Genomic DNA, 26,202 nt, shown 5'->3' with positions numbered 1-26,202 from the left:
TACGAGTGTATGAGAGTCACGATAAGTGACCGTTTTCGAAGGGCCAGCTTCCGCTTATCGTCCCTGCCGCGCGGCCTGCCGCCGTCCCGAGCCCCGCCGCCGTCCCGAGCCCCGCCGCCGCCGCGCGACCCCGCCGCCGCCCCGCCGTCAGCCCGCCGTCACCGACTGCGGGTCCGCCAGGTACGGCCCCCACGCCAGCTCCGCCGCACCCGCGAGGGCTCCGTGCGCCAGCTTCGCGCCGACGATCGGCACCCGTCCGCTGCGCCCCCACAGGCTGCGTTCGGCGACCACCGCGCGCAGCCGGCCGGGCGCGGCCTCCAGCAGGTCGCGGTGGAGTCCGCTGAGGACCACCCGGTCGGGGTTGAGGATGTTGGCGACACCGGCCAGTCCGAGCCCCAGCCGGTCGATGACGTGCTCCACGGCGGCCCGCGCGCGCTCGTCACCGGCGGCCGCCTGACACAGTTCGCGTGCCTGGTCGAGCAGCGGGCGTCCCGGTTCGGGGGTGACCCCGGCGGCGGCGAACAGCGCGTCGGGGTCGGTCTCGGAGTTGAGGCAGCCCCGGTTGCCGCACTGGCAGGGACGGCCCTGCGGGTCGACGGTGAGGTGGCCGACCTCCAGGGCGAGGCCGGCGCTGCCGGTGTGCAGGTGGCCGTCGATCACCAGCGCGCCGCCGACGCCGCGGTGGCCGGAGGTGACCAGGAGCAGGTGACGGGCGCCCCGCCCGGCGCCGTGCCGGTACTCGGCGAGCGCGGCGAGGTTGGCGTCGTTGGCGATCGCGGTGGGCAGCGGGCGGCGGGCGCCGGGGCCGTGGTCGGCGCGGCCCACCTCGACGTCGTACAGGTCGGCGACCGGGGTCCCGCTGGGCCAGGCGAAGTGCAGTGCGGCGAGCGCGGCACCGTCCGGTTCGGTGACCGGGTTGGGCAGGGCGAGCGCGGCGCCGAGGCAGCGCCGCGTGGTGGAGCGGGCGAGTTCGGCGCCCGCCTCGGCGACGGCGCGCAGCATCCGGACCGGGTCGGTGGCCGCGGGCAGCGGCAGGTGGACGGGCGGGTCGAGCAGGCCGCCGAGGCCGGCCAGGGTGACGCTCAGCCCGTCGGCGTGGATCTGCCCGGCGACCACGACCGGGCCCTGCGGGTCGATCGCGAGCCGGTGCGAGGGCCGGCCGCGACCGCCGCCGGCCGGGCGCGAGTCGACGGTGATCAGACCGAGCGCCTCCAGTTCGGCCGTGACGGCTCCGGCCGTGGCCCGGGTGACGTCCAGCGCGCGGGTGAGCGCCGAGCGGGTGGGCGTCTGACCGGTGTGGACGAGCGAGAGTGCGGGGCCGAGCAGCGTCCGACCGCGGTCGGGGGCCGCGCGGCGGTGGGCGTCGCGCTGCGCTTCGAGGTCGGTCCCGGAACCTGGTCGCGGACTTGAAGGTGAGAGCTGCACGCCCCTATTGTGACTTTGTGCCGCTTCGAAACAAAATCCGCTCGCATCCTCGGCCGGCCCCGGCCTCCTCCCAGTCTCGCAGCACACCCCCCGGAACCGACAGCCCCTGGGGCGCCGCACGGCTCGCGCTCACCGCGTTCTTCGCCGTCGACGGCTTCCTCTTCGCCGCCTGGGTGGTCCGCATCCCGGACGTCCGCAGCCAGGTCAGCGCCTCGCACAGCGCCCTCGGGCTCGCCCTGCTCTGCCTGTCGATCGGCGCCGTCCTCACCATGCCGCTGGTCGGGCGGCTGTGCCTGCGCTACGGCTCGCGCCCGGTGACCGTCGGCTCGCTCGCCCTGCTCAGCCTCGCCGTCCCACTGCCCGCGCACGCCCACTCGGTCGCCGCGCTCGGCGGCGTGCTGCTGCTCTTCGGCGCCGGGTACGGCGGCGCCAACGTCGCGATGAACAGCGCAGCCGTCGACCTGGTGGCGCAGCTTCGACGGCCCGTCATGCCCAGCTTCCACGCGGGTTACAGCCTCGGCGGCCTGCTCGGCGCGGGCATCGGCGGGCTGCTCGCCGGATCGCTGAGCACCGCCTGGGCGCTCGCGCTCGGCGGACTGCTCGGCCTCGCCGTCACCGCCGCCGCGGGCGTCGTCCTGCTGCGCAGCCCGGCCGCGCCACTGGTCGCGCCCGGCCGCACGGGCGACGGCCGCAGCGACGACGGCACCGGCGCCAGCGCCAGCTCCAGCGCCAGCAGCAGCACCGAGACCGCGAGCGCCGCCGGTCGCGCAGCGCCGCACCTGCGCCTGCTCGTCCTGCTGCTCGGCCTCACCGCGATGTGCACCGCGTACGGCGAGGGCGCGATCGCGGACTGGACCACGCTCCACCTCACCGACGACGTCCACGCCAGCCCCGGGACGGCCGCCGCCGGGTACGCCGCGTACGCGTTCGCCATGACCAGCGGGCGGGTCGGCGGCACCTGGCTGTCCATCAGGCTCGGCCAGACCAGGCTGATGCTGCTCGGCGGGCTGACCGCCGCGGCCGGCATGCTGGTCGCCGCGCTCGCCCCGGTGGTGCCGCTGGCCGTCTGCGGCTTCGTCCTGGTCGGCCTCGGCCTCGCCAACCTCTTCCCGCTCGCGATCGCCCGGGCCGGCGCGGCGGGCGGCCCGCAGGGCGTCGCGCTCGCCTCGACGCTCGGGTACGGCGGGATGCTGATCGGTCCGGTGGTGATCGGCTTCCTCGCCGACGCGGCCGGGCTGCCGATGGCCCTGACCACCGTCGCGGTGACCGCCACGGCGGCGGCGCTCCTGCCGCTGGCCGTCGGGCGGCGCTGACGGGCCCGGTCGGCCCGACGTGGCGGACGCGGCGGACGACGCCGATCCGGCCGATGCGGCTGATCCGGCTGATCCGGCTGATGCGGCGGATGGCGCCTCGGCGTGGCCGCTCGCGGACGTGGTGGCAGGATGCGGGCCATGACGACCAGCGGACGGATCCAGATACTGCGGGCGGACGAGCGCCCGGCCACGGCGTGGCTCAACGGGGGCGGGGTGACCAGAGAGGTCGCCGGTTTCCCCACCGGGGCCGGGCTGGACGCGTTCGACTGGCGGGTCAGCCTCGCGGACGTCGCGTCGGCCGGGCCGTTCTCGCCGTTCCCCGGCGTCGACCGGGTGATCACCCTGGTCGAGGGTCCCGGCATGACGCTCACCGTCGACGGCGCCGGGCACCTGGTCGACGTGCCCTTCCGTCCCTTCGCCTTTCCCGGTGACGCCGCGACGGACTGCCGACTGCTGGCCGGTCCGGTGGTCGACTTCAACGTGATGACCCGCCGCGGCCGGGTCGGCGCCACCGTGGACGTGCTCACCGCGCCGGCCGCCGTGGACGTCCCGCCGGAGGCGACCGTCCTGCTGGTCTGCCTCGCCGGTGGGGCCGTCGTCGGGGACGACGCCGTGCTCGACCGCTTCGACGCCGCCCTGCCGGCGGGGCCCGGTACGTGCGAGGTCCGGGTCCGGACCGGCGGAGCCGTCGCCGTGGTCACCCTCCGCTCGACGACCGCGCCCTGACGCCTACGCACTGACGCCCGATCTACGCCGCTCGATCTCCGGCGCTCGATCTCCGCCGCCGCCGACGCCCCGGCCCGGGGGACCTCCCGGGCCGGGGCGTCGGCGGCGTGCTCGGCTCAGCCGCAGAACACCGGTGTGGCGTGGGCCGGGTCCAGGGCGTTGGTGACCAAGTGCAGCGCCGTCGGCGAGAACGCGATCGCCACGTGCTCGGCGAGCGTGATCGGGCAGTGGTCCTGCAGCACCTCGTTGTCGACGTTCGGGCCGGTCAGGAACTGGGTCCGCCACGGGGTGACGACCTCGTCGTACACGGTCGAGATCACCGTGTAGCTCACGCCGGGCACGGTGTCCGGACGGGAGGCCATCGTGCGGTTGAAGTCGGATCCCACCGCCTGGTCCCGGCAGCCCTGGCAGACGGTGTAGATCAGGTCCGCGACACCGGGGAAGTATGCCGCGAGCTTGGTGATCCCGTCGAGCGTCGTGCCGTGGTTGGACGGCGCCAGGCCGACCAGTCGGCCGACCTTGGCGGCGCCGCCGAGGAACTTCAGGTAGTAGTTCGGCAGCATGCCGCCCTGCGAGTGCCCGACGATGTCGACCTTGGCCGCTCCCGTCGCGTTCAGCACCAGGTCGACGAACCGGCCGAGTTGGGCCGCCGACTCGGGCACCGGGCCGAGACCGCCGATCGGCAGCAGCAGGCCGCTGCCGCTGGAGGTGATGCCGGGGATGGTGCCGTAGTCGAGGGCGAAGACGCAGTACCCGAGGCCCTTCAGCAGCGGGGAGAGCGCGAGCCAGTTCTCGTAGCGGTTGGCGAAGGTGCCGTGCACGAGGACCACCGGGTCGGGGTGGGCGGCGGTCGGCCGGCAGCTCCAGTCGTTGGCGCCGGGCGGCGAGGCCACCGAGTCGCCGTCGGGCGGCAGTTCGGCGGCGGACGGGGTGCGGACGGAGGGGGCGACGGAGGGGGTGGCCGCCACGGCAGGCATGCCAGGCGCGGCGGACGCGGCACTCGCCGGAGCCGTCGTCGCGCCGACCAGCAGCGCCCCTGCCAGCAGGGTCACGCCGAAGGCTCCTCCGAGCCTACGACGCAGGGGAGTTGCGGAGAAGCGGAGAAGTGGGGTTCTCAACTGTTGCCTCCACGACGGATTTTTGTTACCAACAGGTAACCCGAGTGGCTCCATCATGCGGTCGCCCCTCCGGCCCGGCCCTTGGGCGTTCCCCAGACCTGGACGGTGTTCTCTGTGACCGGTCACAATGCACCCGACGGCCCGCCCGAGGCCGGACCCGACGCCGCACCCCACAGCCCGTCCGACCGCTCATCCGGCGCCACCCCCCACACCGCGCCCGGCGCCACGCCCGGTGTCAAGCCCGGCGCCACGCCCGACTGGCACGTCCCGTCGATCGGCGGCCGACCGGCCGACCAGCGACTCCTGGGCGGCGTACGCGAGTTGGCGGAGGCCGTGGTCGCCGCCCTGCTGGACCGCGTACCGGTCTACCGCCGTCTGCCCCGCGAGCAGCTGACCGGCGAACTCACCCGCGACACCGAGCTCCGGATCCGCGCCCTCGCCCACGCCGTCCGCACCGGACTCCCCGCCCCCGACGAGGAGTTCACCGCCGTCCGGGAGGCCGCCACCCGCCGCGCCGAGGAGGGTCTGCCGCTGGACGCCGTCCTGCTCGCCCACCACATCGGGCTGGAGGTCTGCTGGGAGTTCATCACCCGGCACGCCCGCGACGGCGACGCCGCCGACCTGCTCGCCCTCAACCGTCTGCTGCTCGACCAGCTCCGCCAGGCCACCACCGCCGCCGGCGCCGGCTACCTCGACGAACGCCGGCCGACCGGCGACCGGCGCAGCAACGCCCGGCAGTCCCTCCTCATCGCGCTGCTCGCCGGCACCCCGGCGGACGAGGCCGCCGCCCGGGCCGGGCTCCGGCTGCCGCCCCGGTACGCCGTCCTCTGCCTGTCCGTCGCCGACCACCCCGACGAGACCGCCGCCGGCGTCGACCCGGGCGTCGCCGCCCGCCGCAAGCTGCGCCGCCTCGTCGCCGAACTCGACCATCGCACGCGGCAGTCGGCGCTCACCGCGCTCACCCCCTCGGGCGGCCTCGTCCTCGTCCCGCTCGGCGCGCCCCGGGACGAACGGCCCGAGAGGCCGTCCGAGCACGCCTGCGCGCCCGACGGGATCCCGTGGCAGCAGCTCGCCGCCACCGTCGCCGCGACGGCCCGGGCCGCGGGCGCCCCCGTCCTGGCCGCGGCGGCGGCCGCCGCACCCGCCGAGGTGCCCGGCGCGGCCGCGCTGGCGTACGAAGTCCTGGACGTGGCCCGCGCGTTCGGCCGCCCACCCGGCCTCCACCGGCTCGACGACGTACTGCTCGAATACCAGCTCACCCGCCCCAGCCAGGCCCGTTCCCGCCTCGCCGCACTGCTCGAACCGCTCGCCGACGGCGGCGAGTTGCTCACCACCCTGCGCACCCACCTGGCCGGCGGGCTCAACCGGAGACACACCGCGAGCGCCCTGCACCTGCACCCGAACACCGTCGACTACCGGCTGCGCCGGATCGCCGCCCTCACCGGCCTCGACCCCGCCCGCCCCGCCGACCTGCTGCGGATCACCGCCGCGATCGCCGCCCGCACCGCCGAACAGGCCACGCCCGTCCGGTAGTCCACCGCCACCAGCACCAGGGCTGGCACCAGCACCAACGCCGGGGTCGGCGCCAGGACCAGCTCCGGGGCCCGCCCCGCCGACCTCGGTGCCCCGGAATCCCGGAATCCCGGGACGCCGGGACGCCGGGATCCCGGACTAGGCCGTCTCCCCCGGCAGCCGCAGGTCCCACCCCACCAGGGCCCGCAGCTGCTCCGCCGTCACGCCGTCCGGCACCGGCTGGGGCGCGTCGTGGCGCAGCGGCGGCTGCCAGCCCTCCTCGGCCGTCCAGCGGCGGACCACCTTGGCCGGCGCCCCGGCCACCACGCTGTGGTCGGGCACCTCGCCGCGCACCACCGCGCCCGCCGCGACCACCACGTTGCGGCCGATCCGGGCGCCCGGCAGGATCACCGCGCCGGTGCCGATCCAGCTCCCGGCGCCGATCTCCACCGGCTCGTTGCGCGGCCACTGCTTGCCGATCGGCAGGTCGGTCGACCGGTACTCGTGCGTCTGGTCGGAGATGTAGACGCCGGGACCGGTCCACACGTCGTCGCCGAGGACGATGGACTGGTGGCCGACGATGTGGCTGTCCCGGCCGATCACGCAGCCGCCGCCGATCCGGACGATCGGCTCGGGCCCGAGGTCGAGGCCGGGCAGGAAGCCGGCGCTGATGGTGACCCGCTCGCCGATGATCGAGAACGGTCCGATGGTGATCCACTGCTCGTTGAACACCGCCCCGAGCGGGAACGCCAGCGTCGTGCCGTCCCCCAACTCGCCGAACCGGTACGGGCCCGGGCTCTGCCGGGTGACCGCGCCGGTCCGCTGCACCCAGCGCCAGCCCCGATGGACGAGGCGACCGGTGGCACGGCGGCCGCCGGACCGGACGGCGGAGAGCAGCGAACGGGTTATCGACATGCGCTCACGTTACCGGCCCGTAGGGTCCGACCGGCCGCCGGGCGGCCAACATCACACCGTCGCCGTGCCCGCCGTGACCTGCGGCCTCGTACGCCTCCCGCAGCCGGATCCGGCCATCCGCCCGGGCAGGTCCGAAAACCGCGAACGACGGTGGTTTCGGGTGGAACACTGCCTCCCATGGAGATCACCGAACACATCGACGCACTGCGCCGCGAGGGCGTCCTGCTCGCCGACGCCGCCGCCCGGACCGACCTCGCCGCCCCCGTACCGACCTGCCCGGAGTGGCAGCTGAGCGACCTGCTGCGGCACGTCGGCCAGGTCCACCGCTGGGCAACCGCCTACCCGTCCCGGGGCCTGCACGCTCCCCTGGACGAGGAGGGCCGGCGGGCCGCCATCGGGCCGGACCCGTCGGACGCCGCACTGCTCGACTGGTTCCGCGAGGGCCACGCCGCCCTGGTGGACGCGCTCACCCTGGCCCCGGCCGACGTCGACTGCTGGAGCTTCCTGCCGTCGACCAGCCCGCTCGCGTTCTGGGCCCGTCGTCAGGCGCACGAGACCGCCGTCCACCGCTTCGACGCCGACGCGGCGGCCGGCACCGAAGGTCCCAGGCTGGACGCCGCGCTCGCCCTCGACGGCATCGACGAGCTGCTGCGCGGCTTCACCGTCCTCAGCCGGTCCAAGCTGCGCAGCGAACGGCCCCGCACCGTCGACGTCCGGACGACGGACGGCCCCGGCTCCTGGCGCGTGACGATCACCCAGGAGCCTCCGGCCACCACCACGGGCGGGGCCGCCGAACCGGCCGACCTCACCCTCACCGGCCCAGCCCACGACCTGTACCTGCTGCTGTGGAACCGGCTCCCGATCGGCCCGGCGCGGGTCGAACTCGACGGCGACGCGGCGCTGCTCGACCTCTGGCAGGCGACGGCGGCCATCTGAGACCGGGGCGCGCGGCGGAGGCCGGTCGGGGCAGGTGGGGCGTGCGGCGGGGCCAGGCGGGGCGTGCGGGGCGGGCTGGGCCGGGGCAGCTGGGGGTCAGCGCACCCAGCGCGCGGGCCGCTTCTCCAGGAACGCCCGCATCCCCTCCTGCGCCTCCGCCGACCCGAACAGCCGCGCCGACAGCCCCACCAACTCGTCCGCGTCCCGCTCGAAGGACCGCACCACCTCGGCGTTGGCCAGCCGCTTCGACTCCGCCAGCCCCTGCGGGGAGCCCTGGCGCAGCGCGTCCAGCAGGCCCTTCAGCGCGACCCCGGTGTCCTCGGCGGACTCGGTGGCGCGGGTGATCAGACCGATCCGGGCGGCCTCGGTGGCGTCGAAGACCTCGCCGGTGAGGTAGTAGCGGGAGGCGGCGCGCGGCTCCAGCTTGGGGCGCAGCGGCAGCGAGATGACGGCGGGTGCGAGGCCGAGCCGGACCTCGGTGAACGCGAAGGTGGCGGCCGGCCCGGCCAGGGCGAGGTCCGCCGCGCCGACCAGGCCGAGGCCGCCGGCCCGGACGTGCCCGTCGATCACCGCGATCACCGGCTTGGTGCAGTCCACGATCGCCCGCTGCAGCTCGACCAGGCCGCGCGGACCGACCGTCGGGTCCGCACCGGTCGCCTCGGACAGGTCCGCGCCCGCGCAGAACACCTTGCCGGTGTGCCCGAGCACCACGGCCCGGACCTCCGGGTCGGCCGCGGCGACCGCCAGGCCGGCGTGCAGTTCGGCCATCAGGCGGGTGGAGAGCGCGTTGCGGTTGTGCGGCGAGTCGAGGGTGATCGTGGTGACGGCGTCGGCGGTGGTGACGCGGACGAGGGGCTCTGCGCTGGTCATCGGCGGGGCCTGCCTTCCGGCTGAGGGTGGGTCGGACTGCCGCGCCGCCCGGGGGTGGCCGGACGACGCCCGGACGACTCTGGCACGCCCACCCGCCCCTCGACCAGAGCCACCCCCCGCCGGATCCGGCGTCGGCGCATCCGGCACCGGCGTGACGCCGACCGCGAAACGGGGGTGCGCCGCGTACGCGGGCCGGGCCACGATAGGCGCCATGACCACCACGCACCTCACCCACATCACCGAGCCGCCCGGAGTCGCCCCCGGTACCGGCTACACCCAGGTCGTCACCGGCACCGGTCGGCTGGTCCAGGTCTCCGGCCAGGTCGCCTTCGACGAGCACCGGAACCTGGTCGGCGTGGGCGACCCGAAGGCACAGGCGCGCCAGGTCTTCGAGAACCTGCGCCGCTGCCTGGCCGCCGCCGGGGCCGACTTCGCCGACGTCCTGAAGTTCACCATCTTCGTGACCGACATCGCCTACCTCCCGGCCATCCGCGAGGCCCGCGACGAGCACGTGAACACCGCCTGCCCGCCGGCCAGTTCGGCGGTGCAGGTCGCGGCGCTCTTCCTGCCCGAGGTGCTGATCGAGATCGAGGCCCTCGCGATCGTCCAGGAGTAGCCGCCTCACCTCCCCTCGGCGTACCCGCCCCGCCGCCCGGCCCACCGGACGGCGGGGCCCATCGCCAGACCCGCCGCCGCCAGTACCGCGCCCAGCACCGCCCAGCCCACCAGGCCGAACCCGATCACGGCGGTGCTGACCAGCGCCGGACCGGCCATCAGCGCCGCCGCCGAACCCGCGTTGTACACGCCCTGGTAGGCGCCGTGGTCGCGCTCCCCCGCGAGGTCGTAGCTGAGCGCCCAGCCGCCCGCCTGGCCGAGCACCTCGGCCAGCGACTGCAGCGCGACCCCGCCGAGCACCACCACGGCCGCGACGATCGCGGGCAGGCCGTGCGCGAGGGCGATGACCAGGCACGAGGCGGCGAGCAGCAGACCCGCCCGACCGCAGAGCCGGGCGGCCGTCGCCCGGTCCTCGGTCCCCCGGGTGGCCCGCACCTGAAGGGCGATCACCAGCAGGGTGTTGACGACCAGGGTGCCCGCGACGGTGATCCGGGGCGCATCGGTGTCCTGGACGATCCACAGCGGCACGCCGACCTCCAGGACGGCGAACTGCAGCCCGAGGACCGCGTTCAGCACCGTCACCACCAGGAACGGGCCGTCCCGCAGCGCCGGGTTGCGCCGCTTCCCCGGCCGGACGCCCTCCGTCCCCGGGTCCACGGACGGCGCCGCCGGCCCCGGGTGCCCGAGGTCGGGGAGGCGGTGGAACAGCACGGCGACGACCGTGAAGGAGACGGCGTCGGCCAGAATCGCCGTCAGATAGACGGGCCGGGTGTCCACCTGGAGCGCGATCGCGCCGACGGCCGTCCCCACGCAGATGCCGACGTTGGTCACCACCCGCAGATAGGCGCGGCCCGCCACTCGGCGGTCGGGCGGCAGCACCTCGGCGTAGAGGGCGTTCCGCACCGCGGCCGACCCGCGGTCGACGGCGGAGACCCCGCAGGCCAGCACCACGAAGGCCGGATAGCTGTGCACCAACGTGTACCCGGCGGTGCCGACCGCCTCCGCCGCGACCAGCGCCACCAGCACCCGGCGGGCTCCCCAGCGGTCGGCGGCCCGCCCGGCCGGCACGCTGGCGGCGACCCCGCACAGGCCTGCGGCGGTCATCCCGAGGCCCAGCTGGGCGGCGCTCAGGCCGAGCACCCGGGTGAAGAACAGCACCGCGACGGACAGGGACAGACCGTTGCCCACCGTGTTGACCAGGGTGATCCCGGCCAGCCGCCGGACCATCGGGTCGGGGTGCAACCGTCGTCGCACGGCCCCGAACGGCCCGCCGGCTCCGGGGCTCGTGGCACTTCCGGTGGCTCCGACGCTTCCGGTACTTCCGGGCATGGCGGGGTCAGGTGCGGAGGTCTCCGCCGGCGAGGTGGTGGTCATGCCCCGATCACACCGCCTGCCGGCCCGGGCCAGGTATTCCTTTAGGCTCTGGCTAAATCCATCCGCCCCCACCGTGCCCGCGTCCACGTACGGCGCGGCAGGAGAGCACCCCGTGCACCGCTTCACGCTCGGCCTGGCCGACCTCGCCACCACCTGGTTCGCTGTCTCCCCGATCCAGGAGGCCTCGCTCAGCCTGCGCATGTGGACCCACCCGGGCGTCTACCCGCTCCAGACTCCGGCCTTCGAACGGCTCCGATCCGCCTTCGAGCGGCTGGACTCCACGCTGTTGCTGTCGCTCATCGCCGCAAACCGCTGGATCCCCGACTTCCTGACACCCCGCCCGGCCACCCCGGCCGCCGACTTCCGTACCGAGCTGGCCAGCGTCCGCGCGCTGCCGCCGGAGCTGCTGCGCCCCGAACTGGAGCAGACCTTCCTGCCGCACGGCAGGCCGATACCCGCCGCGCTCGCCGCAGGGCTGGCCGACCCGGCGCGACTGCTGCAGCGGATCGCCGACGCGCTGGAGGAGTACTGGGAGGTCTGCCTCGCGCCCTCCTGGTGGCCGCAGGCCCGTGCGGTGCTGGACGCCGACCTGGTCTACCGGGCCCGGTTGCTCTCCCAGCACGGCGCGGCGGCCCTCTTCGCCGACCTGGACCACCGGCTGCGCTGGGAGGACGGCGTCCTGTCGATCAACCGTCGGTGGACGGACTGGGACGCCGAGACCGCCGTGGACGGACGCGGCCTCGTGCTCATCCCGACCTTCTTCGCCCGCGGCGCGATCACCATGATCAGCAACGACCGGGCACCGCAGATCAGTTACCCGGCCCGCGGCCAGGCGGGCATGGCCGGCGCGGGTACGCCGGTGCCGCCGCAGGCCCTGGCGGCGCTGGTCGGCGGACCGAAGGCCCGGCTACTGACCCTGCTCGCCGAACCCGCCTCCACCACCGACCTCGCCTACCGACTGGGCGTCACCCCGGGCGCGGTCAGCCAGCACCTGTCCGTCCTCGCCGCCACCGGCCTGGTCACCCGGGCCCGGCACGGCCGCTCGGTGCTGTACCTGCGCAGCCCGCTCGGGGACGAGCTGGCGGGGTCGAACAGATAACAGATAACAGATGACAGATTTCAACTTCTGTTATCTGAAATCTGAAAGTTGTCATCTACCATCCGTCAGCCGCCACCCCCGGTCACCACCCGGGCCTCCACCCCCGACCTGGCCCCAACTCCCAAGTGGTACAGACCTGTTGACGCATTGGTCCAGTCCTCCTACAGTGCCCATGCCCCGTCTCCCCACGGCGCTGGCACCCATCGCACACGCACCAAGCCCCGAGGTTCTACGTCACCCTGTTCAACCCCCACAGTCACAGGGAGAACCATGTCCGCTCGATCCCGGGTCAGACGCCCACGCGTGCGCAGCAGACTGCTGGCACTGCTCTCCGTCCTACTCCTGCCCCTCGCGGCGCTCACCGCGCTGGCGGCCCCGGCGAACGCCACTGGAAAGCTCACCGCCACCTTCACCACCGCCAACAACGGCTCCTGGTGGCAGGGCACCTACATCGTCCACAACGACAGCGCCACCGCCGTGACCGGCTGGACCCTGGAGTTCGACCTGCCGGCCGGCGTCACCATCGGCAACAGCTACAACGGCACCGCCACCGTCAACGGCCGGCACGTCACCGCCACCAACGCCTTCTACAACGCCACCGTCGACGCCCACAGCACCACCGAGCCGTACAGCTTCTGGTTCGTCGGCAACGGCCCGGTCTCCACGCCGACCAACTGCCGCGTCAACGGCGACAAGTGCGACGGCACCGCCGACGTCCCGCCATCGGCGCCGGGCACCCCGGTGGTCACCGAGTCCACCGCGCACACGCTCGCCCTCACCTGGCCGGCCGCCACCGGCGGCGACTTCCCGGTCGCCTCCTACGACGTGCTGAACGGCGGCACCGTGGTCGCCTCCAGCACCACCGCCGGCACCCTGGTCACCGGGCTCACCCCGGCCACGACGTACACCCTGACCGTTCGGGCCAAGGACAGCCGAGGCAACACCGGGCCGCTCAGCGCACCCGTCACCGCCGCCACCTTCGACCCGTCGACGGACCCCACCCCGCCCACCGCGCCGACCAACCTCCGCGCCACAGCAGTCAGTTCGTCGGACGTCACGCTCGCCTGGAACGCCGCGACCGACAACGTCCGGGTCGCCGCGTACGACGTCTACCAGGGCGGCACGCTGGTGACGACGGTCGGTGGCGGCACCCTCACCGCGACCGTCGGCAGCCTGTCGCCCTCCACCACCTACACGTTCACCGTGAAGGCCCGCGACCCCGCCGACAACGCCTCGCCCGCCTCCACGCCCCTCACCGCCACCACCTCGGACCTGGTCGGCGCCGGAAAGTACGCCCGGGTCGGCTACTTCGTCCAGTGGGGCATCTACGGCCGCCAGTACTTCGTCAAGAACCTCGACACCTCGGGCAGCGCGGCCAAGCTCGACGTCGTCAACTACGCCTTCGAGAACATCGATCCGGTCAATCTGACCTGCCTGGCGGGCGTCACCAAGGGCACCACCGCCAACCCGCAGGACCCGGACCAGGGCACCGGCGCCGGTGACGCCGACGCCGACTACGCCCGCCCGATGAGCGCCGACCAGTCGGTGGACGGCGTGGCCGACGACGGCTGGGGCAAACTCCGCGGAAACCTCAACCAGTTGAAGAAGCTCAAGGCCAAGTACCCGAACCTGAAGGTGGTCGTCTCGCTCGGCGGCTGGACGTACTCCAAGTACTTCTCGGACGTCGCCGCCACCGACGCCTCCCGCCAGAAGTTCGTCAAGTCCTGCGTGGACACCTGGATCAAGGGCAATCTGCCGGTCTACAACGGCGCCGGCGGCGGCGGCGTGGCGGCCGGGATCTTCGACGGCATCGACCTCGACTGGGAGTGGCCCGGCTCCGCCGACGGCCACGCCGGCAACCACTGGAGCGCCGACGACAAGGGCAACCTGACCCTGCTGCTGGCCGAATTCCGCAAGCAGCTCGACGCGTTGGGCGGCTCGCACAAGTTGCTCACCGCCTTCACCCCGGCCGACCCGGCGAAGGTCGCCGCGGGCTGGGACCTCACGAAGATCTTCAGCTCGCTGGACATCGCCAACGTCCAGGGCTACGACTTCCACGGCTCCGGCAGCGACAACTCCTGGGAGCCCAACCGCACCGGCCCGCAGGCCAACCTCTACAGCGACGCGAACGACCCGTACAACTTCCACTTCAGCGTGGACGCGGCGGTCCAGGCCTACCTCGGCGCCGGGGTCAACCCGCGCAAACTCACCATCGGCTTCCCGTTCTACGGGCGCGGTTGGCAGGGCGTGGCGGACGGCGGCGCCTCCGGCGTGTGGCAGTCCGCGAACGGCGCCGCCCCCGGCCAGTTCGCCGAGGAGGCCGGCACCCGCGGCTACAACAACCTCATCACCAGCGTCCCCAACCTCACCGTCTACCACGACCCCAAGTCCATTGCGACGTACGGCTACACGGGAGCCGGTGGCCAGTGGTGGACCTTCGACGACACCTGGTCGATCGCTCAGAAGACGGCCTACCTCAAGTCGAAGAACCTGCTCGGCGGCATGATCTGGGAGATCTCGGGCGACACCCCGTCCGGCACGCTCATCAACGCCCTCGACTCCGGCCTCAAGTAGCCGGGAAGACCGGCCTGTTGGAGCGGTGACGCGAAACGGCCGGCACTCCCGAGCAGCGGAGCGCCGGCCCACGCCGTCTCTCGTCCCCCGTCCCTCGCCCCCCCCTCGTCCCGCATCGGCCTCCGCACGACGGAGGCGCCCGCGCAAGGCAGGCCGCCCCTCAGCGAAACGCCCGCGCTAGGCAGTCCATCCCTCAGCGAGACGCCCACGCAGGACGACCCCCGTCAGCGGGACGCCATCGCCGCCAGCTTCCGGGCCGCGCGGTACTGCCGCAGCACCTGGGCGAAGGTGGTGTGCCCCTGGGTGGTTCGGGCGAAGGCCCGCCAGGCCGGCGGCACCAGGCAGACCGCCGCGTGGAACAGGTACGGGCGCCGCTCGAAGGCCCCCAGCAGCTGCTTACCGGCGCGCATCTCCACGCCCAGCCCGGCCTTGATGGCGAACGCGTAGTTCAGCGCCTCGCGCCGCACGTCCGCCGCCTTGCCCGCCTCCGCGACCTTCACCGCCCACTCGCCGGCCAGCCGGCCCGAGCGCAGCGCGTACGAGATGCCCTCACGGGTCCACGGCTCCAGCAGTCCGGCCGCGTCCCCGGCGACCAGGACCCGGCCGCGGGAGAGCGGCGAGTCCTCGGCCCGGCAACGGGTCAGGTGCCCGGACTCCACGCTCGGGGTGAAGCCGGAGAGGCCCAACCGCTGGATGTAGTCGGCGAGATACTGCTTGGTCCGCTCCCCGTCGCCGCGTGCCGAGATGACGCCGACGGTCAGGCTGCTCGACTCGGTCTTCGGGAACACCCAGCCGTAACTTCCGGGCAGCGGGCCCCAGTCGAGGTGGATCCGGCCGGACCAGTCCGCGGCGACCTGCGGCGGCACCGGGATCTCCGCCTCCAGGCCGAGGTCGATCTGGTCGAAGGTGACGCCGACGTGCCGGGCGATCCGGCTCGCGCTGCCGTCCGCGCCGACCACCGCGCGCGCCTCGAAGGTACGCCCGTCAGCGGCCGTCACCAGCGCCGTCCGGTGCTCGCCGCCGCGCTGCTCGACGCCCGTGACGGTCACTCCCGTGACCAGCACCGCTCCGGCCTGCTTGGCCGCCTGGACCAGGCGCAGGTCGAACTCGTCCCGGTTGACCAGGCCGAACAGCATCCGCCGGGAACGGCGCGTCCGGGTGAACCGCCCGTCGTACGCGAAGGTGACGGCGTGCACGCGGTCCTGCAGCGGCAGCCGGAAGTCGGGCGGCAGGCTGTCCCGGGACGGGCCGATGATGCCTCCGCCGCAGGTCTTGTAGCGGGGGTGCTCGGCCTTGTCGAGGAGCAGCACCCGGCGGCCCTGGACGGCTGCGGCGTGCGCGGCCGAGGCGCCGGCCGGTCCGGCGCCGACCACCACGACGTCCCAGACACCGTCGTGCGGGTCGGACGCCACACGGTCGGTCTGCGGCGCGGCCTCGGGCCCAGCCGCAAGCCCGGTCTCGCCCTCGGGCCCGGTCTCAGCCTCGGCCTCGGCCTCGTCCTCGTCCTCGGGCGCGGTCTCGGACACCGCCTGGGGCACCGCCTCGGCCGCCTCGCCTGACGGCAGACCTGACGCCTGACCCGACGACCGGCCTGACGGCCGTCCGGGCACCTCGGCGTCGAGCGGCGAGTCCTCGGTGTCGAGTGGGCTGCGGGAATCGGAGCTTCCGGAGTCAGTCACGTCGAGCAATCCTATGCGTCCGCCGGTCCCGCCGGTCGCCGCACCGCCCCCGAACGCCAGACCGAACCACAGGGCCGAACCGCCGGACCGCCGGGTTCGACTCCGCCTATGATCGGCGGTACCCCAACCGACCCCCTCCGCCCGCACCACCCCTCGGGCGGACCCGTCCCCCGGAGCCCCGATGTCACAGCCTCTGGCCGACGCCGTCCGGTCCCTGATGGACCGTGCCCGCACCGACCTCGCCGAACTGGTCGCCTTCCCCTCGGTCGCCGACCCGCGCCAGTTCCCGGTCGAGGAGTGCGAGAAGGCCGCCCGCTGGGTCGCCGACGCCTTCGCCGCCGAGGGCCTGACCAACGTCCGGCTGCTGGACACCCCGGACGGCACCCAGTCCGTCTACGCCGAACTGCCCGGCCCCCAGGGCGCGCCGACCGTCCTGCTCTACTCGCACTACGACGTCCAGCCCCCGCTCGACGAGGACGCCTGGCTCAGCCCCGCCTTCGAACTGACCGAGCGCGACGGCCGCTGGTACGGGCGCGGCGCCGCCGACTGCAAGGGCAACATCCTGATGCACCTGACCGCCCTGCGGGCGCTCCGCCAGGCGTCCGGCGACGCCTACCCGGTCAGCCTGAAGATCATCGTCGAGGGCTCGGAGGAGCAGGGCACCGGCGGCCTGGAGCGCTACGCCGAGGCCCACCCCGAACTGCTCGCCGCCGATGCCGTCATCATCGGCGACACCGGTAACTTCGCCCCCGGCCTGCCCACCGTGACCGCCTCGCTGCGCGGCATGACGACCGTCGAGGTCGCGGTCACCACCCTGGCCGGCAACCTGCACTCCGGCGCCTTCGGCGGCGCCGCCCCGGACGCGCTGCAGTCGCTGGTCCGGATGCTCGCCTCGCTGCACGACGAGAACGGCGACGTCGCGGTGGCCGGGTTGGCCGGCGGCCAGACCTGGACCGGCGTCCAGTACCCCGAGGAGCAGTTCCGCTCCGACGCCAAGGTGCTCGACGGCGTCGCCCTGACCGGCACCGGCACGATCGCCGACCGCCTCTGGGCCCGCCCCTCCGTCACCATCCTCGGCATCGACGCCCCGCCGGTGATCGGCGCCACCTCCTCCGTCCAGGCGTCCGCCAAGGCCCTGGTCAGCCTGCGGGTCCCGCCGGGCTGCGACCCGGCGGCCGCCCAGGACGCGCTGGTCGCCCACCTGGAGGCGCGGGTCCCGCTCGGCGCCCGGCTGACCATCGAACGCCAGGGCAACGGCGCCCCGTTCAGCGCCGACACCACCGGCCCGGCGTACGAGGCGATGGGCGAGGCCATGGCCGAGGCCTTCGGCACCGCGATGGTCACGTCCGGCCAGGGCGGCTCGATCCCGCTCTGCAGCACCCTGCGCTCGCTCTACCCGAAGGCCGAGATCGTGCTCATCGGCGTCGAGGAGCCGACCGCCCAGATCCACGCGGTCAACGAGAGCGTCGACCCGCACGAGCTGGAGCGAATGGCCCTCACCGAGGCCCTGTTCCTCCGCCGCTACGCCGAACTGCGCTCCGTCTGACGCGCGTTGGGCCGGGGGCTGCCGGTGGTGGTCCTCGGCCCCGGACGCCCGCCGCGGAGCCTTCGGGCGACGGTCGCCGCCACCGCGTAGCCGACCGCGCCCACCGCGAGCCCGGCCCCGGCGCCGAAGCAGAACTCCGGGATCAGGTTCCGCCGCAGCGGGACCAGCCGGTGCAGCACCCCGGCCGCCGTCGCCGCGCCCAGCGCCGTGACGGCGGCCCGACGCGCCCGCGGCGCGAGGACGACGGCCGGGCGGACCGGCTCGACGGCCCGTACGGCGCGCGCCGCCCAACCCGCCATAGCGGCCAGGGCGAGCGCCGAACTGCCGTACTGCAGCGCGGAGTAGAGCGGGGTCCCGGCCACCTGCCGGTCCAGCACCGGGAGCAGCCGGACGCCGAGCCGGCCCTCGTGGGTGAACGCGTCCCAGCCGACGTGGGTGGCCGCACCGATCGCCGCCGACGCCGCGAACCAGGCCGCCCCCGTACGGAGCGCCCCTGTACCGAGCACCCCGCCGGCGGGCCGCCGAACCGTCAGCGCCTCGGCGGCGCCCGCCCACCGGTCGGGCAGCAGCGCCACCAACGGCGCGCGCAGCAGGCCGTGCCAGCCGACCACCAGCGCGCCCGCGATCGCCACGTCCAGCGTCGGCACGGCCCACCAGCGGTGCGTCAGACCGCCGTGCCCGTACACCCCGGGCAGCAGCGACTCGGCGAAGAACGGGACGTCGGGCGCCATCGACCCGGCGACCAGAGCCGAGGCGACCAACGGCCCGCGTTCCCCGGCGGCGCGCAGCAGCGGGAGGACGGCGGCGGGGTGGCTCAGTGTGAACGGCATGCCCCCATCCTCCCGCCCCCACCGACCGGCCGGCCAACGCCCACGGCGGTCAGGGGTCGGGAGTGTTTCGGGGAGTGAGGACGATCTCTGCGATCGGTGCGGCTAGGACTTGTCCGGTCGATCCTGCGCGGAGCCAGATGACGAGGGCGGCTGTGGTTGCGGTGCCGAGGTAGGCGCGGGCTGCCCGAGTCAGGTCGCGTGCCGGGCCTGCCGCCGGTACCGGCACAAGCGGCCTTCGCCGCCGCGGCGCCTACCGCAGTGCCGCCCGCACCGTCCTCGGCCGTCACCCACCGCATCGGCCCCTTTCGCAGCAGGCGCCATCGTTCTACCAAAACGACCACCGTTCGACCCTGGCCGCGACCAATCGCTGAATCCGCCAGGCCACACACACTTCCGCCCGCCAGCGCGGGATGACTTCCGTCGAACGATCAGACGGACACGAAGCGCCACGGAAAGGTCACACCTTGTCATGAGCGCGTGCTCATCCAGCGGAGTTCCCATGCGCGCTTCGAAGAGGTTCAGGTCCGCCGTCACCGCGTTGGCTGTTGTGGCCGGGGCGTTCGCGGCGGCAGCCGGTCCGGGGGCACCGGCCTCGCAGGCCGCGACGAGGGACGGCGGCACGACGGGGGCCACCCTCTTCGGGATCGAGATCGTCAAGAAGCCCGAGCAGATCGGCAGTTCAGCCGGCAGGTCGCCTTCTGCCCCAGCAACAAGGTCGCCATCGGCGGAGGCGGGGAGGCGAGCATGGGCTCCACCCCCACGAGCGGCCATGACTTGAACCTCGTCGACAGCTTCCCGCTGACGAACTCGGACAGGACCCAGGCCGTGGGGCGGCCCTCCAACGCCCGCTGGGACTACGCCTCCCAGATTCCCCTGACGGTCACGACCTACGTCACACGCCTGGCGCGATGCCCTCGCTGCCGAGGGCATCGCACACAAGCGCACCCGCCCCTACCGACCGCAGACCAACGGCAAGGTCGAACGCTTCAACCGCACCCTGCTCGACGAATGGTCCTACGCACGCCCCTACCGCACCGAACAGGAACGACGCGACGCCTACCCCGCCTGGCTCCACACCTACAATCACCACCGCAGACACACCGCACTCGCAGGCCAACCACCCGCAAGCCGCATCCCCAAGCTCACGGGTCAGAACACCTAGGCCGCGTCCGCCGCGCTGGCCAGACCGAGCGCGACCCGGCGGCCCGCCTCCAGGTAACGCAACTCGTTGCTGCGGCGGGCGTCCAGGGCGGCGGCGAGGCGCAGGTAGCGGCTCGGGGGCAGCAGGTCGGCGGCCTCGTCCAGGGTGACGAAGCGCCAACTGCGCAGTTCCTCCGCCTGGAGCAGCAGGCTCTGGCGGGCGGCGGCGTCCAGCTGGCCGCCGTCGTACATCAGGCGCAGGCCGCCGCGGCGCGGGCCGGTGCGCGGCTCCCAGTCGACGGCGAGCAGGCGCAGCCCGGACGGGTCGAGCCGCAGGCCCAACTCCTCGGCGGTCTCGCGCAGGGCCGCGTCGGTGGGGGCCTCGCCGCGCTCGACCACGCCTCCGGGAAAGTCCCAGTCGGGCTTGTAGACGGGATCGACCAGGAGGACGCGGTCCTGCTCGTCGAAGAACAGGACCGCGGAGGCCACGGTGTCCCCGGTCGGTTCCGGGGTCTGGACGATCGGGCAGCGGGCGGCGCCGACGCGGACCATTTCGGCGATCCGGTGGGCGGTCTCGCGGGGGGTGAGCTCGCTGGTGTCGAGCATCCGGGCGTCCTCGACCAGCCAGCGCCGGGCGGCCCGGTAGCGGGCCACGTGCTCGAAGCACCACGTGCGGACCCGCTCGCTGGCCTCCGGATCGCCCGGGCACTCGTCGCGGCGAGCGATGCGGTCACGCAGGATCGTTTCTTCTGGGTCCAGGACGAAGTGGTGCACCGCTATGCCGTGGGAGGCGAGGTCGCCGAAGATCTCGTCCCGGTAGTCCTCTCTGAGCAGGGTCATCGGGACCACCAGCGGGCCCGTCACCTCACTGAGCAGCGCGGCCGCCGTCTCGGGGACGAGCCGGCGCCAGGCCGCCAGGTCCTGGAAGTCGGACACCGTCGCCAGCCGGTCGGACGGGAGCATCCGACGCAGACCGAAGCCCACCAGCTCGGGATCGAAGAGCACGCTCCCGGGCAGCAGTTCCACCAGCTCGCGGCAGGCACTCGTCTTGCCCGCCCCGAATGTGCCATTGACCCAGACGATCACAACGTCCCCTGCCCTCGACTTGCCCCGATGCCGTTCACATCGGGCAGCGCCCCCGTCGGCCGAACCAGCGCTACCCGTGGTGGTACCCGCGCCACGCCGCTCCCCATGCCTCCCCACCGCGCCCGCCGTTGCGCCCCAGCCCGCCCCTTGACAGGGGCATGTGCCCAGGCCAGCCACCTTCCCAGGAGAATATGTAGACCGGTCTACATGAAAGCTCCACCTACTCCTCATGTCTCACGCACAGGAGTTCGACCTGCTCGACTTCCCGTGCGGCACCATCGCCCCCACCGGCCCGACTGCGGCGACCAGCAGACGAACTCCGCCCGAAAATCTATAGACCGGTCGACATAATTCAGTAGACCGGTCTGCATATTCCTCCCCGCGCCCCTCTCGCGCCCCCAACGCTCCCCAGCGCCTGCTTGCGCCGTGCACGCCCCAGCACGTACAGATGGACGATGAAGCTGCTCCCCGCCGGTCGCGTCGTGGTCATCGGCTCGGTCAACACCGACCGCATCCTCCGCTGCCCCGTACTCCCCACCCCCGGCGAAACCGTCCTCGCCACCGCCGCGGCCCGGGGCTTCGGCGGCAAGGGCGCGAACCAGGCCGTGGCAGCAGCGCGGATGGGGGCCGCGACACACCTGGTCGCGAAGGTCGGCACCGACGCCGACGGCGAGGCGGCGCTCACCGATCTGCGCAGCGCGGAGGTCGAGACGGGCGCCGTGCTCACACACCCCGACGCGCCCACCGGTCAGGCGATCGTCATGGTCGACCCCGCCGGCGAGAACAGCATCGTCGTCGTCCCCGGCGCCAACGCCCGTCTGACCGCCGCAGAGGTCACCGCCGCACTCGCCCACCTCCGCCTGCTCCCCGTCGACGTGCTGCTCACCAGCGGCGAGGTCCCCGAGGAGTGCATCCACGCGACCGCCGCCGCCCTGCCCGCCGACGGCACCCGCTGGGTGCACAACGCCGCCCCCGCCGGCGCGCTCCCCGACACCGGCCCGACCGGGCGCCGCCCCCTGGTCGTCGCCAACGCCGTCGAGGCCAGCCAGCTGACCGGCACCCGCACGGTCGAGGAGGCCGCCCAAGCCCTCGCCCACCGTGCCGACGGCGCCGTACTCACCCTCGGCGGCGAGGGCGCGCTGGTCGCCGCCGACGGACGGCTGACCCGGCTGCCCGCCCCCGCCGTCCAGGTGGTCGACACCACCGGCGCCGGCGACGTCTTCTGCGGCGCCCTCGCCGCTGAACTCGCCCGCGGCACCTCCCTGCCCGACGCGGCCGCCACCGCCGTGGCCGCCGGCGCGTTCGCCGTCACCGCCCTCGGCGCCCGTGGCGCGCTCCCCCGCCCGAGCGATCTCGGGCCGGCCCGCTGAGCGATCCGCGGACCGGCCCACCGATCACCCCCGGCAGCACCGCCCTGGGACACCCGGGACGACAACTCCCGGACGCTCCCGGCCACCTGCCCAACAGCCAGCCCGACCGCCCGACCGCCCGACCGCCCGACCGCCTAGGGCCTCCCCATGTACGACGGGTAGTAGCCACTGCTGATCCTGGAGATCCGGATCAGCGTCCCCGGCCGCGCCGCCTCGACGTACTGGTTGTCGCCCAGGTAGATCGCCACGTGTTGGATGCCCCGCTTGGTGCCGTCGGGGGACCAGAACAGCAGGTCGCCCCGGCGCAGCTGGCTCGCCTTGATCGGCGTGGTCGCCGCGTACTGGTCGTTGGCCACCCGCGGCAGGTTGATGCCGCCGCGCCGGAACGCCTGCTGCACCAGGCCCGAGCAGTCGTACCCGTCCGGCCCGTTGCCCGCGGTCCGGAACGGCTTGCCCAGCTGGCTGAGCGCGAACTGCACGGCGTTCTCGACGTTCCGGTCCGCCGCCACCGCGCCGGCGGACGACCCCGACGAGGACGAACCGGACGGGGCCGCGGGGGACCCCGCCGACCCGCCCCCCGTCCGCGCCACGTACACGTCGTAGTGCGTGGTCCAGCGCCACTCCCCCTTGCTGTTCTTGAACCAGTACCGCGACCCGTCCCACCCCTGCTTGATCCCACCGCTCGACGTCGTACTCGTCGAGGAGGACGTCGCGGAGGAGGATCCGCCCCCCGTCCGCGCCACGTACACGCTGTAGTGCGTGGTCCAGCGCCACTGCCCCTGACTGTTCTTGAACCAGTACCGCGACCCGTCCCACCCGGCGTGCGCCGGTGCCGGTTCGGCAGCCGCGGGGCCCACGCTGGTACCGAGGCCGATCACACCCGCGCCGGCCACGATCACGGCCACCATGCCGATCCCCCTCCGGACCCGCGCGGCCCGGGAGGGACGGACGGGACGGGCGGCGGCCGCCCGCTGGTCGGCGGCGGTGGCGGTGGCGGTGGCGGCAGCGGGCTGCCCGGTCGGTTCGTCGGCGGTACCCGGCGCACTGGTGTTGACAGTGGTCATCCTGCTGTCTTCCCTCACTACTGCGAACTGCCGCCACGGTGACGGCTGCGGAATCGGCTACGGACTCGCGGTACGTCCCGACGGATCGGCACGTACGGATCGGCAGACCCCGCCCGACATGCCGCGGCCTCCGGTCGTGCGACCGGAAGCCGCGGCATGTCGCCCAGGGATTCGGTTCTGCCTGCGTGTCACGTTAAGCGCGCGTCCGCTCACGGCGCGCAGTGGAGTGAGCCAATAGGAGGGTTCGCCCGGCGCTGACGGTGCATCAGAGTGAACAACCCGTCACCCGCGTGGCACCGGACGCACCGTCACCTCTGCTCGCCGGCCTCCGTCAGCAGCTGCTTCTTGAGCACCTTTCCCAGGGCGTTCCTGGGCAGTTCGGGCACCAGCACGACCCGGCGCGGCCGCTTGTGCGCGGAGAGCCGCTCGGCCACGAAAGCCGTCAGCTGTTCCCCCGTCACGGCGCCGTCCGGGACGACGTACGCGACGATCGCCTGCCCGAGGTCCTCGTCCGGTGCGCCGACCACCGCAGCGTCCGCGACCGCGGGGTGGTCGCGCAGCGCGGCCTCCACCTCGCCTGCGCCGATCCGGTAGCCGCCGCTCTTGATCAGGTCGACGGAGGCGCGACCGACGATCCGGTGGAAGCCGTCCTCGCCGATCACGGCGACGTCCCCGGTGCGGAACCAGCCGTCCGCCGTCCAAGCCTCGGCATCCGCGTCGGGCCGGTTGAGGTATCCGCTGAACAGGGTCGGCCCGGCGATCTGCAGTTCGCCGACGCTCTCCCCGTCGGACGGCACCGGCGCACCGTCCTCGCCGGCCAGCCGGGTGCGCACCCCGTCCAGCGGCAGGCCGACGCTGCCCGGCCGGCGCTCGCCGTCCGCCCGGGTGCTGACCGTGATCAGCGACTCGGTCATCCCGTAGCGCTCGATCGGGGCGTGCCCGGTGAGCGCCGCCAGCTTCTCGAACACCGGTACCGGCAGCGGCGCGCTGCCGGAGACCAGCAGCCGGGCCGAGGCCAGCCGCCGCGCCGCCTCGGGGTCGGCCGCAACCCGGGACCAGACGGTCGGCACGCCGAAGTACAGGCTGCCGCCCGCGGCCGCGTACCCCGCCGGGGTGGGCCGCCCGGTGTGCACGAGCCGGCTGCCGGTGCGCAGGGCGCCGAGGACGCCGAGCAGGAGGCCGTGCACGTGGAACAGGGGCAGGCCGTGGACGAGGGTGTCCTCGGCGGTCCACTGCCAGGCCGCGGCGAGCGCCTCCAGATCGGCGGCGATCGCCTCGCGCCGGATCACCGCGCCCTTGGGCGCCCCGGTGGTGCCCGAGGTGTAGAGGACGAAGCCGGTGGCGTCCGCTGCCGGCTCGGCGTACGTGGTCGCGGCGCGCTCCGCCGGGTCGACCGGAAGCCCCTGCAGGCCCCCTGAACCGGCGTCACCCACGGCATGCGCGAGCAGCGCCGCGCCCGAGTCGCGCAGGATGTGCTCGCGCTCCTTGGGCCCGGAGTCGGGCGGCAGCGGCACCACGGGCACGCCCGCCAGCAGACCGCCGACCACGGCGACGACCGTCTCGACGGTGGGCCGGGCGAGCACCGCGAGCGCGGGGGCGCCGGCCACTCGGTCGGCGACGGCGGTCGCCGCGCCCAGCAACTCCTCGCGGGACAGCGCCCGCCCGTCGATCCGCAGCGCGTCCGCCGCGTCCCCGTAGTCGCCCTGAAGTGCGGTCAGCAGTGCCATGCTTCCGTCCTCGCCCTCGTCTCACGCTGTCGCGCCGACTCTACGGGCCGCACCCGTCCGGCCCACGCACAGCCGACACCTCGCCACCGCCACCGCCCACCTGGCGGCGCCGGACACGTCGGAGGGCGTGGCACCGGCTGCCCGGTGCCACGCCCTCCGCTTCTCCGCGCGGGGAGGATCAGCCCTTGCGGGCCTTCACCTCGGAGGTCAGCTGCGGCAGCACGGCGAAGAGGTCGCCGACCACGCCGTAGTCGACCAGCTCGAAGATCGGGGCCTCGGGGTCCTTGTTGACGGCCACGATGGTCTTCGAGGTCTGCATGCCGGCCCGGTGCTGGATCGCGCCCGAGATGCCCGCCGCGATGTACAGCTGCGGCGAGACCTGCTTGCCGGTCTGACCGACCTGGTTGCTGTGCGGGTACCAGCCCGCGTCGACGGCGGCACGCGAGGCGCCGACGGCCGCACCCAGCGCGTCCGCGAGCTCCTCGACGACACCGAAGCCGGCCGCCTCGCCGACGCCACGGCCGCCGGAGACCACGATCGCGGCCTCGGTCAGCTCCGGACGACCGGTCGAGACCCGCGGGGTACGCGAGGTGACCTTGGCCGCGTTGCCGGTGAACTCCACCGCCACGTTCTCCACCGCACCGGCGGCCGCAGCCGCCTCGGGGGCGACGGCGTTCGGCTTGACGGTGATGACCGGCGCGCCCTTCGTGACCTTCGACTTCACCTGGAAGGACGCGGCGAACACCGACTGCGTGGCGACCGGACCACCGTCACCGGCCTCCAGGTCGATCGCGTCGGTGATGATGCCGGAGCCCAGGCGCAGCGCGACGCGGGCGGCGATCTCCTTGCCCTCGCCGGAGGAGGTGAGGAGGACGGCCGCGGCGTCGTTGGCCTTGGCGATCTGGGTGAGGGCGTCCACCTTGGGGACGACCAGCTGGTCGGTGTACTCGGCGCCGTCGGCGACGTACACCTTGGCCGCGCCGTACTCCGCGGCCTTCGCGGCGATGTCGGCAGCGGCGGCGCCGGCGCCCAGCACGACCGCGGACGGCTCGCCGATCCGGCGGGCCAGGGTCAGCAGTTCGAGGGCCGGCTTGCGGACCACACCGTCGGCGTGGTCCACGAGAACCAGGATCTCAGCCATGATTCGTTGCTCCTGATCGATCGTTGGATGCGCGAACGGGTGGGACTAGATGAACTTCTGGTCGGCGAGGAAGCCGGCGAGCTGCTTGCCGCCCTCACCCTCGTCCTTGACGACGGTGCCCGCGGTACGCGCCGGACGCGCC

Annotated in this window: 20 protein-coding genes and 2 pseudogenes; 10 read left to right on the top strand and 12 right to left on the bottom strand. The window is 74.0% G+C overall.

Going from position 1 to position 26,202, the window contains the following annotated elements:
- Window positions 1-147 precede the first annotated feature (147 nt).
- The gene (locus ACIO5E_RS36690; RefSeq protein WP_400676427.1) at window positions 148-1,425 is read right to left on the bottom strand and encodes an ROK family protein; all 1,278 of its coding nucleotides are present in this window, start codon (window positions 1,423-1,425) and stop codon (window positions 148-150) included.
- Between the two features lie 17 nt (window positions 1,426-1,442).
- Between ACIO5E_RS36690 and ACIO5E_RS36685 the strand changes: the two genes are divergently transcribed.
- Both ACIO5E_RS36685 and ACIO5E_RS36680 read left to right on the top strand, forming a co-directional pair.
- Window positions 1,443-2,738, top strand: a complete 1,296-nt coding sequence (locus ACIO5E_RS36685) for an MFS transporter (protein WP_400676425.1) — start codon at window positions 1,443-1,445, stop codon at window positions 2,736-2,738.
- A 138-nt stretch (window positions 2,739-2,876) separates the two neighbouring features.
- Window positions 2,877-3,464: a HutD family protein gene (locus tag ACIO5E_RS36680; RefSeq protein ID WP_400676423.1), complete on the top strand. Its 588-nt coding sequence runs from the start codon at window positions 2,877-2,879 to the stop codon at window positions 3,462-3,464.
- 116 nt (window positions 3,465-3,580) lie between these two features.
- On the opposite strand, the gene ACIO5E_RS36675 is transcribed toward ACIO5E_RS36680, so the two are convergent.
- On the bottom strand, window positions 3,581-4,636 hold the full coding sequence (locus ACIO5E_RS36675) for an esterase/lipase family protein (protein WP_400676512.1): 1,056 nt from the start codon (window positions 4,634-4,636) through the stop codon (window positions 3,581-3,583).
- 60 nt (window positions 4,637-4,696) lie between these two features.
- Here ACIO5E_RS36675 and ACIO5E_RS36670 point away from each other — a divergent pair, with 60 nt between their 5' ends.
- On the top strand, window positions 4,697-6,115 hold the full coding sequence (locus ACIO5E_RS36670) for a PucR family transcriptional regulator (protein WP_400676421.1): 1,419 nt from the start codon (window positions 4,697-4,699) through the stop codon (window positions 6,113-6,115).
- 138 nt (window positions 6,116-6,253) lie between these two features.
- On the opposite strand, the gene ACIO5E_RS36665 is transcribed toward ACIO5E_RS36670, so the two are convergent.
- Window positions 6,254-7,009: an acyltransferase gene (locus tag ACIO5E_RS36665; protein WP_400676419.1), complete on the bottom strand. Its 756-nt coding sequence runs from the start codon at window positions 7,007-7,009 to the stop codon at window positions 6,254-6,256.
- A 177-nt stretch (window positions 7,010-7,186) separates the two neighbouring features.
- Between ACIO5E_RS36665 and ACIO5E_RS36660 the strand changes: the two genes are divergently transcribed.
- Window positions 7,187-7,945 carry a maleylpyruvate isomerase family mycothiol-dependent enzyme gene (locus ACIO5E_RS36660; protein ID WP_400676417.1) on the top strand — a complete coding sequence of 253 codons (759 nt, stop codon included), beginning with the start codon at window positions 7,187-7,189 and terminating at the stop codon, window positions 7,943-7,945.
- 96 nt (window positions 7,946-8,041) lie between these two features.
- On the opposite strand, the gene ACIO5E_RS36655 is transcribed toward ACIO5E_RS36660, so the two are convergent.
- A complete protein-coding gene (locus ACIO5E_RS36655) occupies window positions 8,042-8,815 on the bottom strand; it encodes an enoyl-CoA hydratase family protein (RefSeq protein ID WP_400676415.1) in 774 nt (257 codons plus the stop codon).
- Between the two features lie 211 nt (window positions 8,816-9,026).
- Between ACIO5E_RS36655 and ACIO5E_RS36650 the strand changes: the two genes are divergently transcribed.
- A complete protein-coding gene (locus ACIO5E_RS36650) occupies window positions 9,027-9,431 on the top strand; it encodes a RidA family protein (protein ID WP_400676413.1) in 405 nt (134 codons plus the stop codon).
- A 5-nt stretch (window positions 9,432-9,436) separates the two neighbouring features.
- Here the strand turns inward: ACIO5E_RS36650 and ACIO5E_RS36645 are convergent, their stop codons facing one another.
- Window positions 9,437-10,684 carry an MFS transporter gene (locus tag ACIO5E_RS36645; RefSeq protein ID WP_400676411.1) on the bottom strand — a complete coding sequence of 416 codons (1,248 nt, stop codon included), beginning with the start codon at window positions 10,682-10,684 and terminating at the stop codon, window positions 9,437-9,439.
- Window positions 10,685-10,916: 232 nt separating this feature from the next.
- Here ACIO5E_RS36645 and ACIO5E_RS36640 point away from each other — a divergent pair, with 232 nt between their 5' ends.
- Both ACIO5E_RS36640 and ACIO5E_RS36635 read left to right on the top strand, forming a co-directional pair.
- Entirely contained in the window at window positions 10,917-11,903 is a 987-nt protein-coding gene (locus tag ACIO5E_RS36640; RefSeq protein WP_400676409.1) for an ArsR/SmtB family transcription factor, read from the top strand.
- Window positions 11,904-12,173: 270 nt separating this feature from the next.
- On the top strand, window positions 12,174-14,477 hold the full coding sequence (locus tag ACIO5E_RS36635) for a glycosyl hydrolase family 18 protein (RefSeq protein ID WP_400676407.1): 2,304 nt from the start codon (window positions 12,174-12,176) through the stop codon (window positions 14,475-14,477).
- Window positions 14,478-14,701: 224 nt separating this feature from the next.
- On the opposite strand, the gene ACIO5E_RS36630 is transcribed toward ACIO5E_RS36635, so the two are convergent.
- A complete protein-coding gene (locus ACIO5E_RS36630) occupies window positions 14,702-16,156 on the bottom strand; it encodes a geranylgeranyl reductase family protein (protein WP_400676405.1) in 1,455 nt (484 codons plus the stop codon).
- Window positions 16,157-16,337: 181 nt separating this feature from the next.
- On the opposite strand from ACIO5E_RS36630, the gene ACIO5E_RS36625 reads away from it, so the two are divergent.
- Entirely contained in the window at window positions 16,338-17,702 is a 1,365-nt protein-coding gene (locus ACIO5E_RS36625; RefSeq protein ID WP_400676403.1) for a dipeptidase, read from the top strand.
- Here the strand turns inward: ACIO5E_RS36625 and ACIO5E_RS36620 are convergent.
- A complete protein-coding gene (locus ACIO5E_RS36620; RefSeq protein WP_400676401.1) occupies window positions 17,678-18,532 on the bottom strand; it encodes a DUF4184 family protein in 855 nt (284 codons plus the stop codon). The two genes, ACIO5E_RS36625 and ACIO5E_RS36620, sit on opposite strands and share 25 nt — an antisense overlap.
- A gap of 892 nt (window positions 18,533-19,424) precedes the next feature.
- Here ACIO5E_RS36620 and ACIO5E_RS36615 point away from each other — a divergent pair.
- Window positions 19,425-19,694: pseudogene (locus ACIO5E_RS36615) on the top strand (integrase core domain-containing protein); the annotation flags it as partial.
- Here the strand turns inward: ACIO5E_RS36615 and ACIO5E_RS36610 are convergent.
- The gene (locus ACIO5E_RS36610) at window positions 19,691-20,758 is read right to left on the bottom strand and encodes an NUDIX domain-containing protein (RefSeq protein WP_400676399.1); all 1,068 of its coding nucleotides are present in this window, start codon (window positions 20,756-20,758) and stop codon (window positions 19,691-19,693) included. The pseudogene ACIO5E_RS36615 and the gene ACIO5E_RS36610 sit on opposite strands and share 4 nt — an antisense overlap.
- 455 nt (window positions 20,759-21,213) lie before the next feature.
- Between ACIO5E_RS36610 and ACIO5E_RS36605 the strand changes: the two genes are divergently transcribed.
- Entirely contained in the window at window positions 21,214-22,128 is a 915-nt protein-coding gene (locus ACIO5E_RS36605) for a ribokinase (RefSeq protein ID WP_400676397.1), read from the top strand.
- 134 nt (window positions 22,129-22,262) lie between these two features.
- On the opposite strand, the gene ACIO5E_RS36600 is transcribed toward ACIO5E_RS36605, so the two are convergent.
- The 4 genes and pseudogenes from ACIO5E_RS36600 to ACIO5E_RS36585 form a co-directional block, all read right to left on the bottom strand.
- Window positions 22,263-23,192 (bottom strand): C40 family peptidase, encoded by a 930-nt coding sequence (locus ACIO5E_RS36600; RefSeq protein WP_400676395.1) that lies wholly within the window; start codon window positions 23,190-23,192, stop codon window positions 22,263-22,265.
- Between the two features lie 308 nt (window positions 23,193-23,500).
- A complete protein-coding gene (locus ACIO5E_RS36595; RefSeq protein ID WP_400676393.1) occupies window positions 23,501-24,919 on the bottom strand; it encodes an acyl-CoA synthetase in 1,419 nt (472 codons plus the stop codon).
- 178 nt (window positions 24,920-25,097) lie between these two features.
- Entirely contained in the window at window positions 25,098-26,060 is a 963-nt protein-coding gene (locus ACIO5E_RS36590; protein ID WP_400676391.1) for an electron transfer flavoprotein subunit alpha/FixB family protein, read from the bottom strand.
- Window positions 26,061-26,105: 45 nt separating this feature from the next.
- A pseudogene (locus ACIO5E_RS36585) lies at window positions 26,106-26,202 on the bottom strand (electron transfer flavoprotein subunit beta); the annotation flags it as partial.

Origin of the sequence: Kitasatospora sp. NPDC087314 (assembly GCF_044744365.1) — a bacterium.
Classification (GTDB): domain Bacteria; phylum Actinomycetota; class Actinomycetes; order Streptomycetales; family Streptomycetaceae; genus Kitasatospora.
This window is presented reverse-complemented; position numbering and strand designations above follow the sequence as displayed.

What these genes read in the sequence shown, in the direction of transcription:
- ACIO5E_RS36635 (WP_400676407.1), top strand. Translation starts at nt 12,174, where the DNA reads ATGTCCGCTCGATCCCGGGTCAGACGCCCACGCGTGCGCAGCAGACTG.
- ACIO5E_RS36620 (WP_400676401.1), bottom strand. Translation starts at nt 18,532, where the DNA reads ATGCCGTTCACACTGAGCCACCCCGCCGCCGTCCTCCCGCTGCTGCGC.
- ACIO5E_RS36655 (WP_400676415.1), bottom strand. Translation starts at nt 8,815, where the DNA reads ATGACCAGCGCAGAGCCCCTCGTCCGCGTCACCACCGCCGACGCCGTC.
- ACIO5E_RS36600 (WP_400676395.1), bottom strand. Translation starts at nt 23,192, where the DNA reads ATGACCACTGTCAACACCAGTGCGCCGGGTACCGCCGACGAACCGACC.
- ACIO5E_RS36595 (WP_400676393.1), bottom strand. Translation starts at nt 24,919, where the DNA reads ATGGCACTGCTGACCGCACTTCAGGGCGACTACGGGGACGCGGCGGAC.
- ACIO5E_RS36590 (WP_400676391.1), bottom strand. Translation starts at nt 26,060, where the DNA reads ATGGCTGAGATCCTGGTTCTCGTGGACCACGCCGACGGTGTGGTCCGC.
- ACIO5E_RS36665 (WP_400676419.1), bottom strand. Translation starts at nt 7,009, where the DNA reads ATGTCGATAACCCGTTCGCTGCTCTCCGCCGTCCGGTCCGGCGGCCGC.
- ACIO5E_RS36660 (WP_400676417.1), top strand. Translation starts at nt 7,187, where the DNA reads ATGGAGATCACCGAACACATCGACGCACTGCGCCGCGAGGGCGTCCTG.
- ACIO5E_RS36650 (WP_400676413.1), top strand. Translation starts at nt 9,027, where the DNA reads ATGACCACCACGCACCTCACCCACATCACCGAGCCGCCCGGAGTCGCC.
- ACIO5E_RS36625 (WP_400676403.1), top strand. Translation starts at nt 16,338, where the DNA reads ATGTCACAGCCTCTGGCCGACGCCGTCCGGTCCCTGATGGACCGTGCC.
- ACIO5E_RS36680 (WP_400676423.1), top strand. Translation starts at nt 2,877, where the DNA reads ATGACGACCAGCGGACGGATCCAGATACTGCGGGCGGACGAGCGCCCG.
- ACIO5E_RS36675 (WP_400676512.1), bottom strand. Translation starts at nt 4,636, where the DNA reads ATGGAGCCACTCGGGTTACCTGTTGGTAACAAAAATCCGTCGTGGAGG.
- ACIO5E_RS36605 (WP_400676397.1), top strand. Translation starts at nt 21,214, where the DNA reads ATGAAGCTGCTCCCCGCCGGTCGCGTCGTGGTCATCGGCTCGGTCAAC.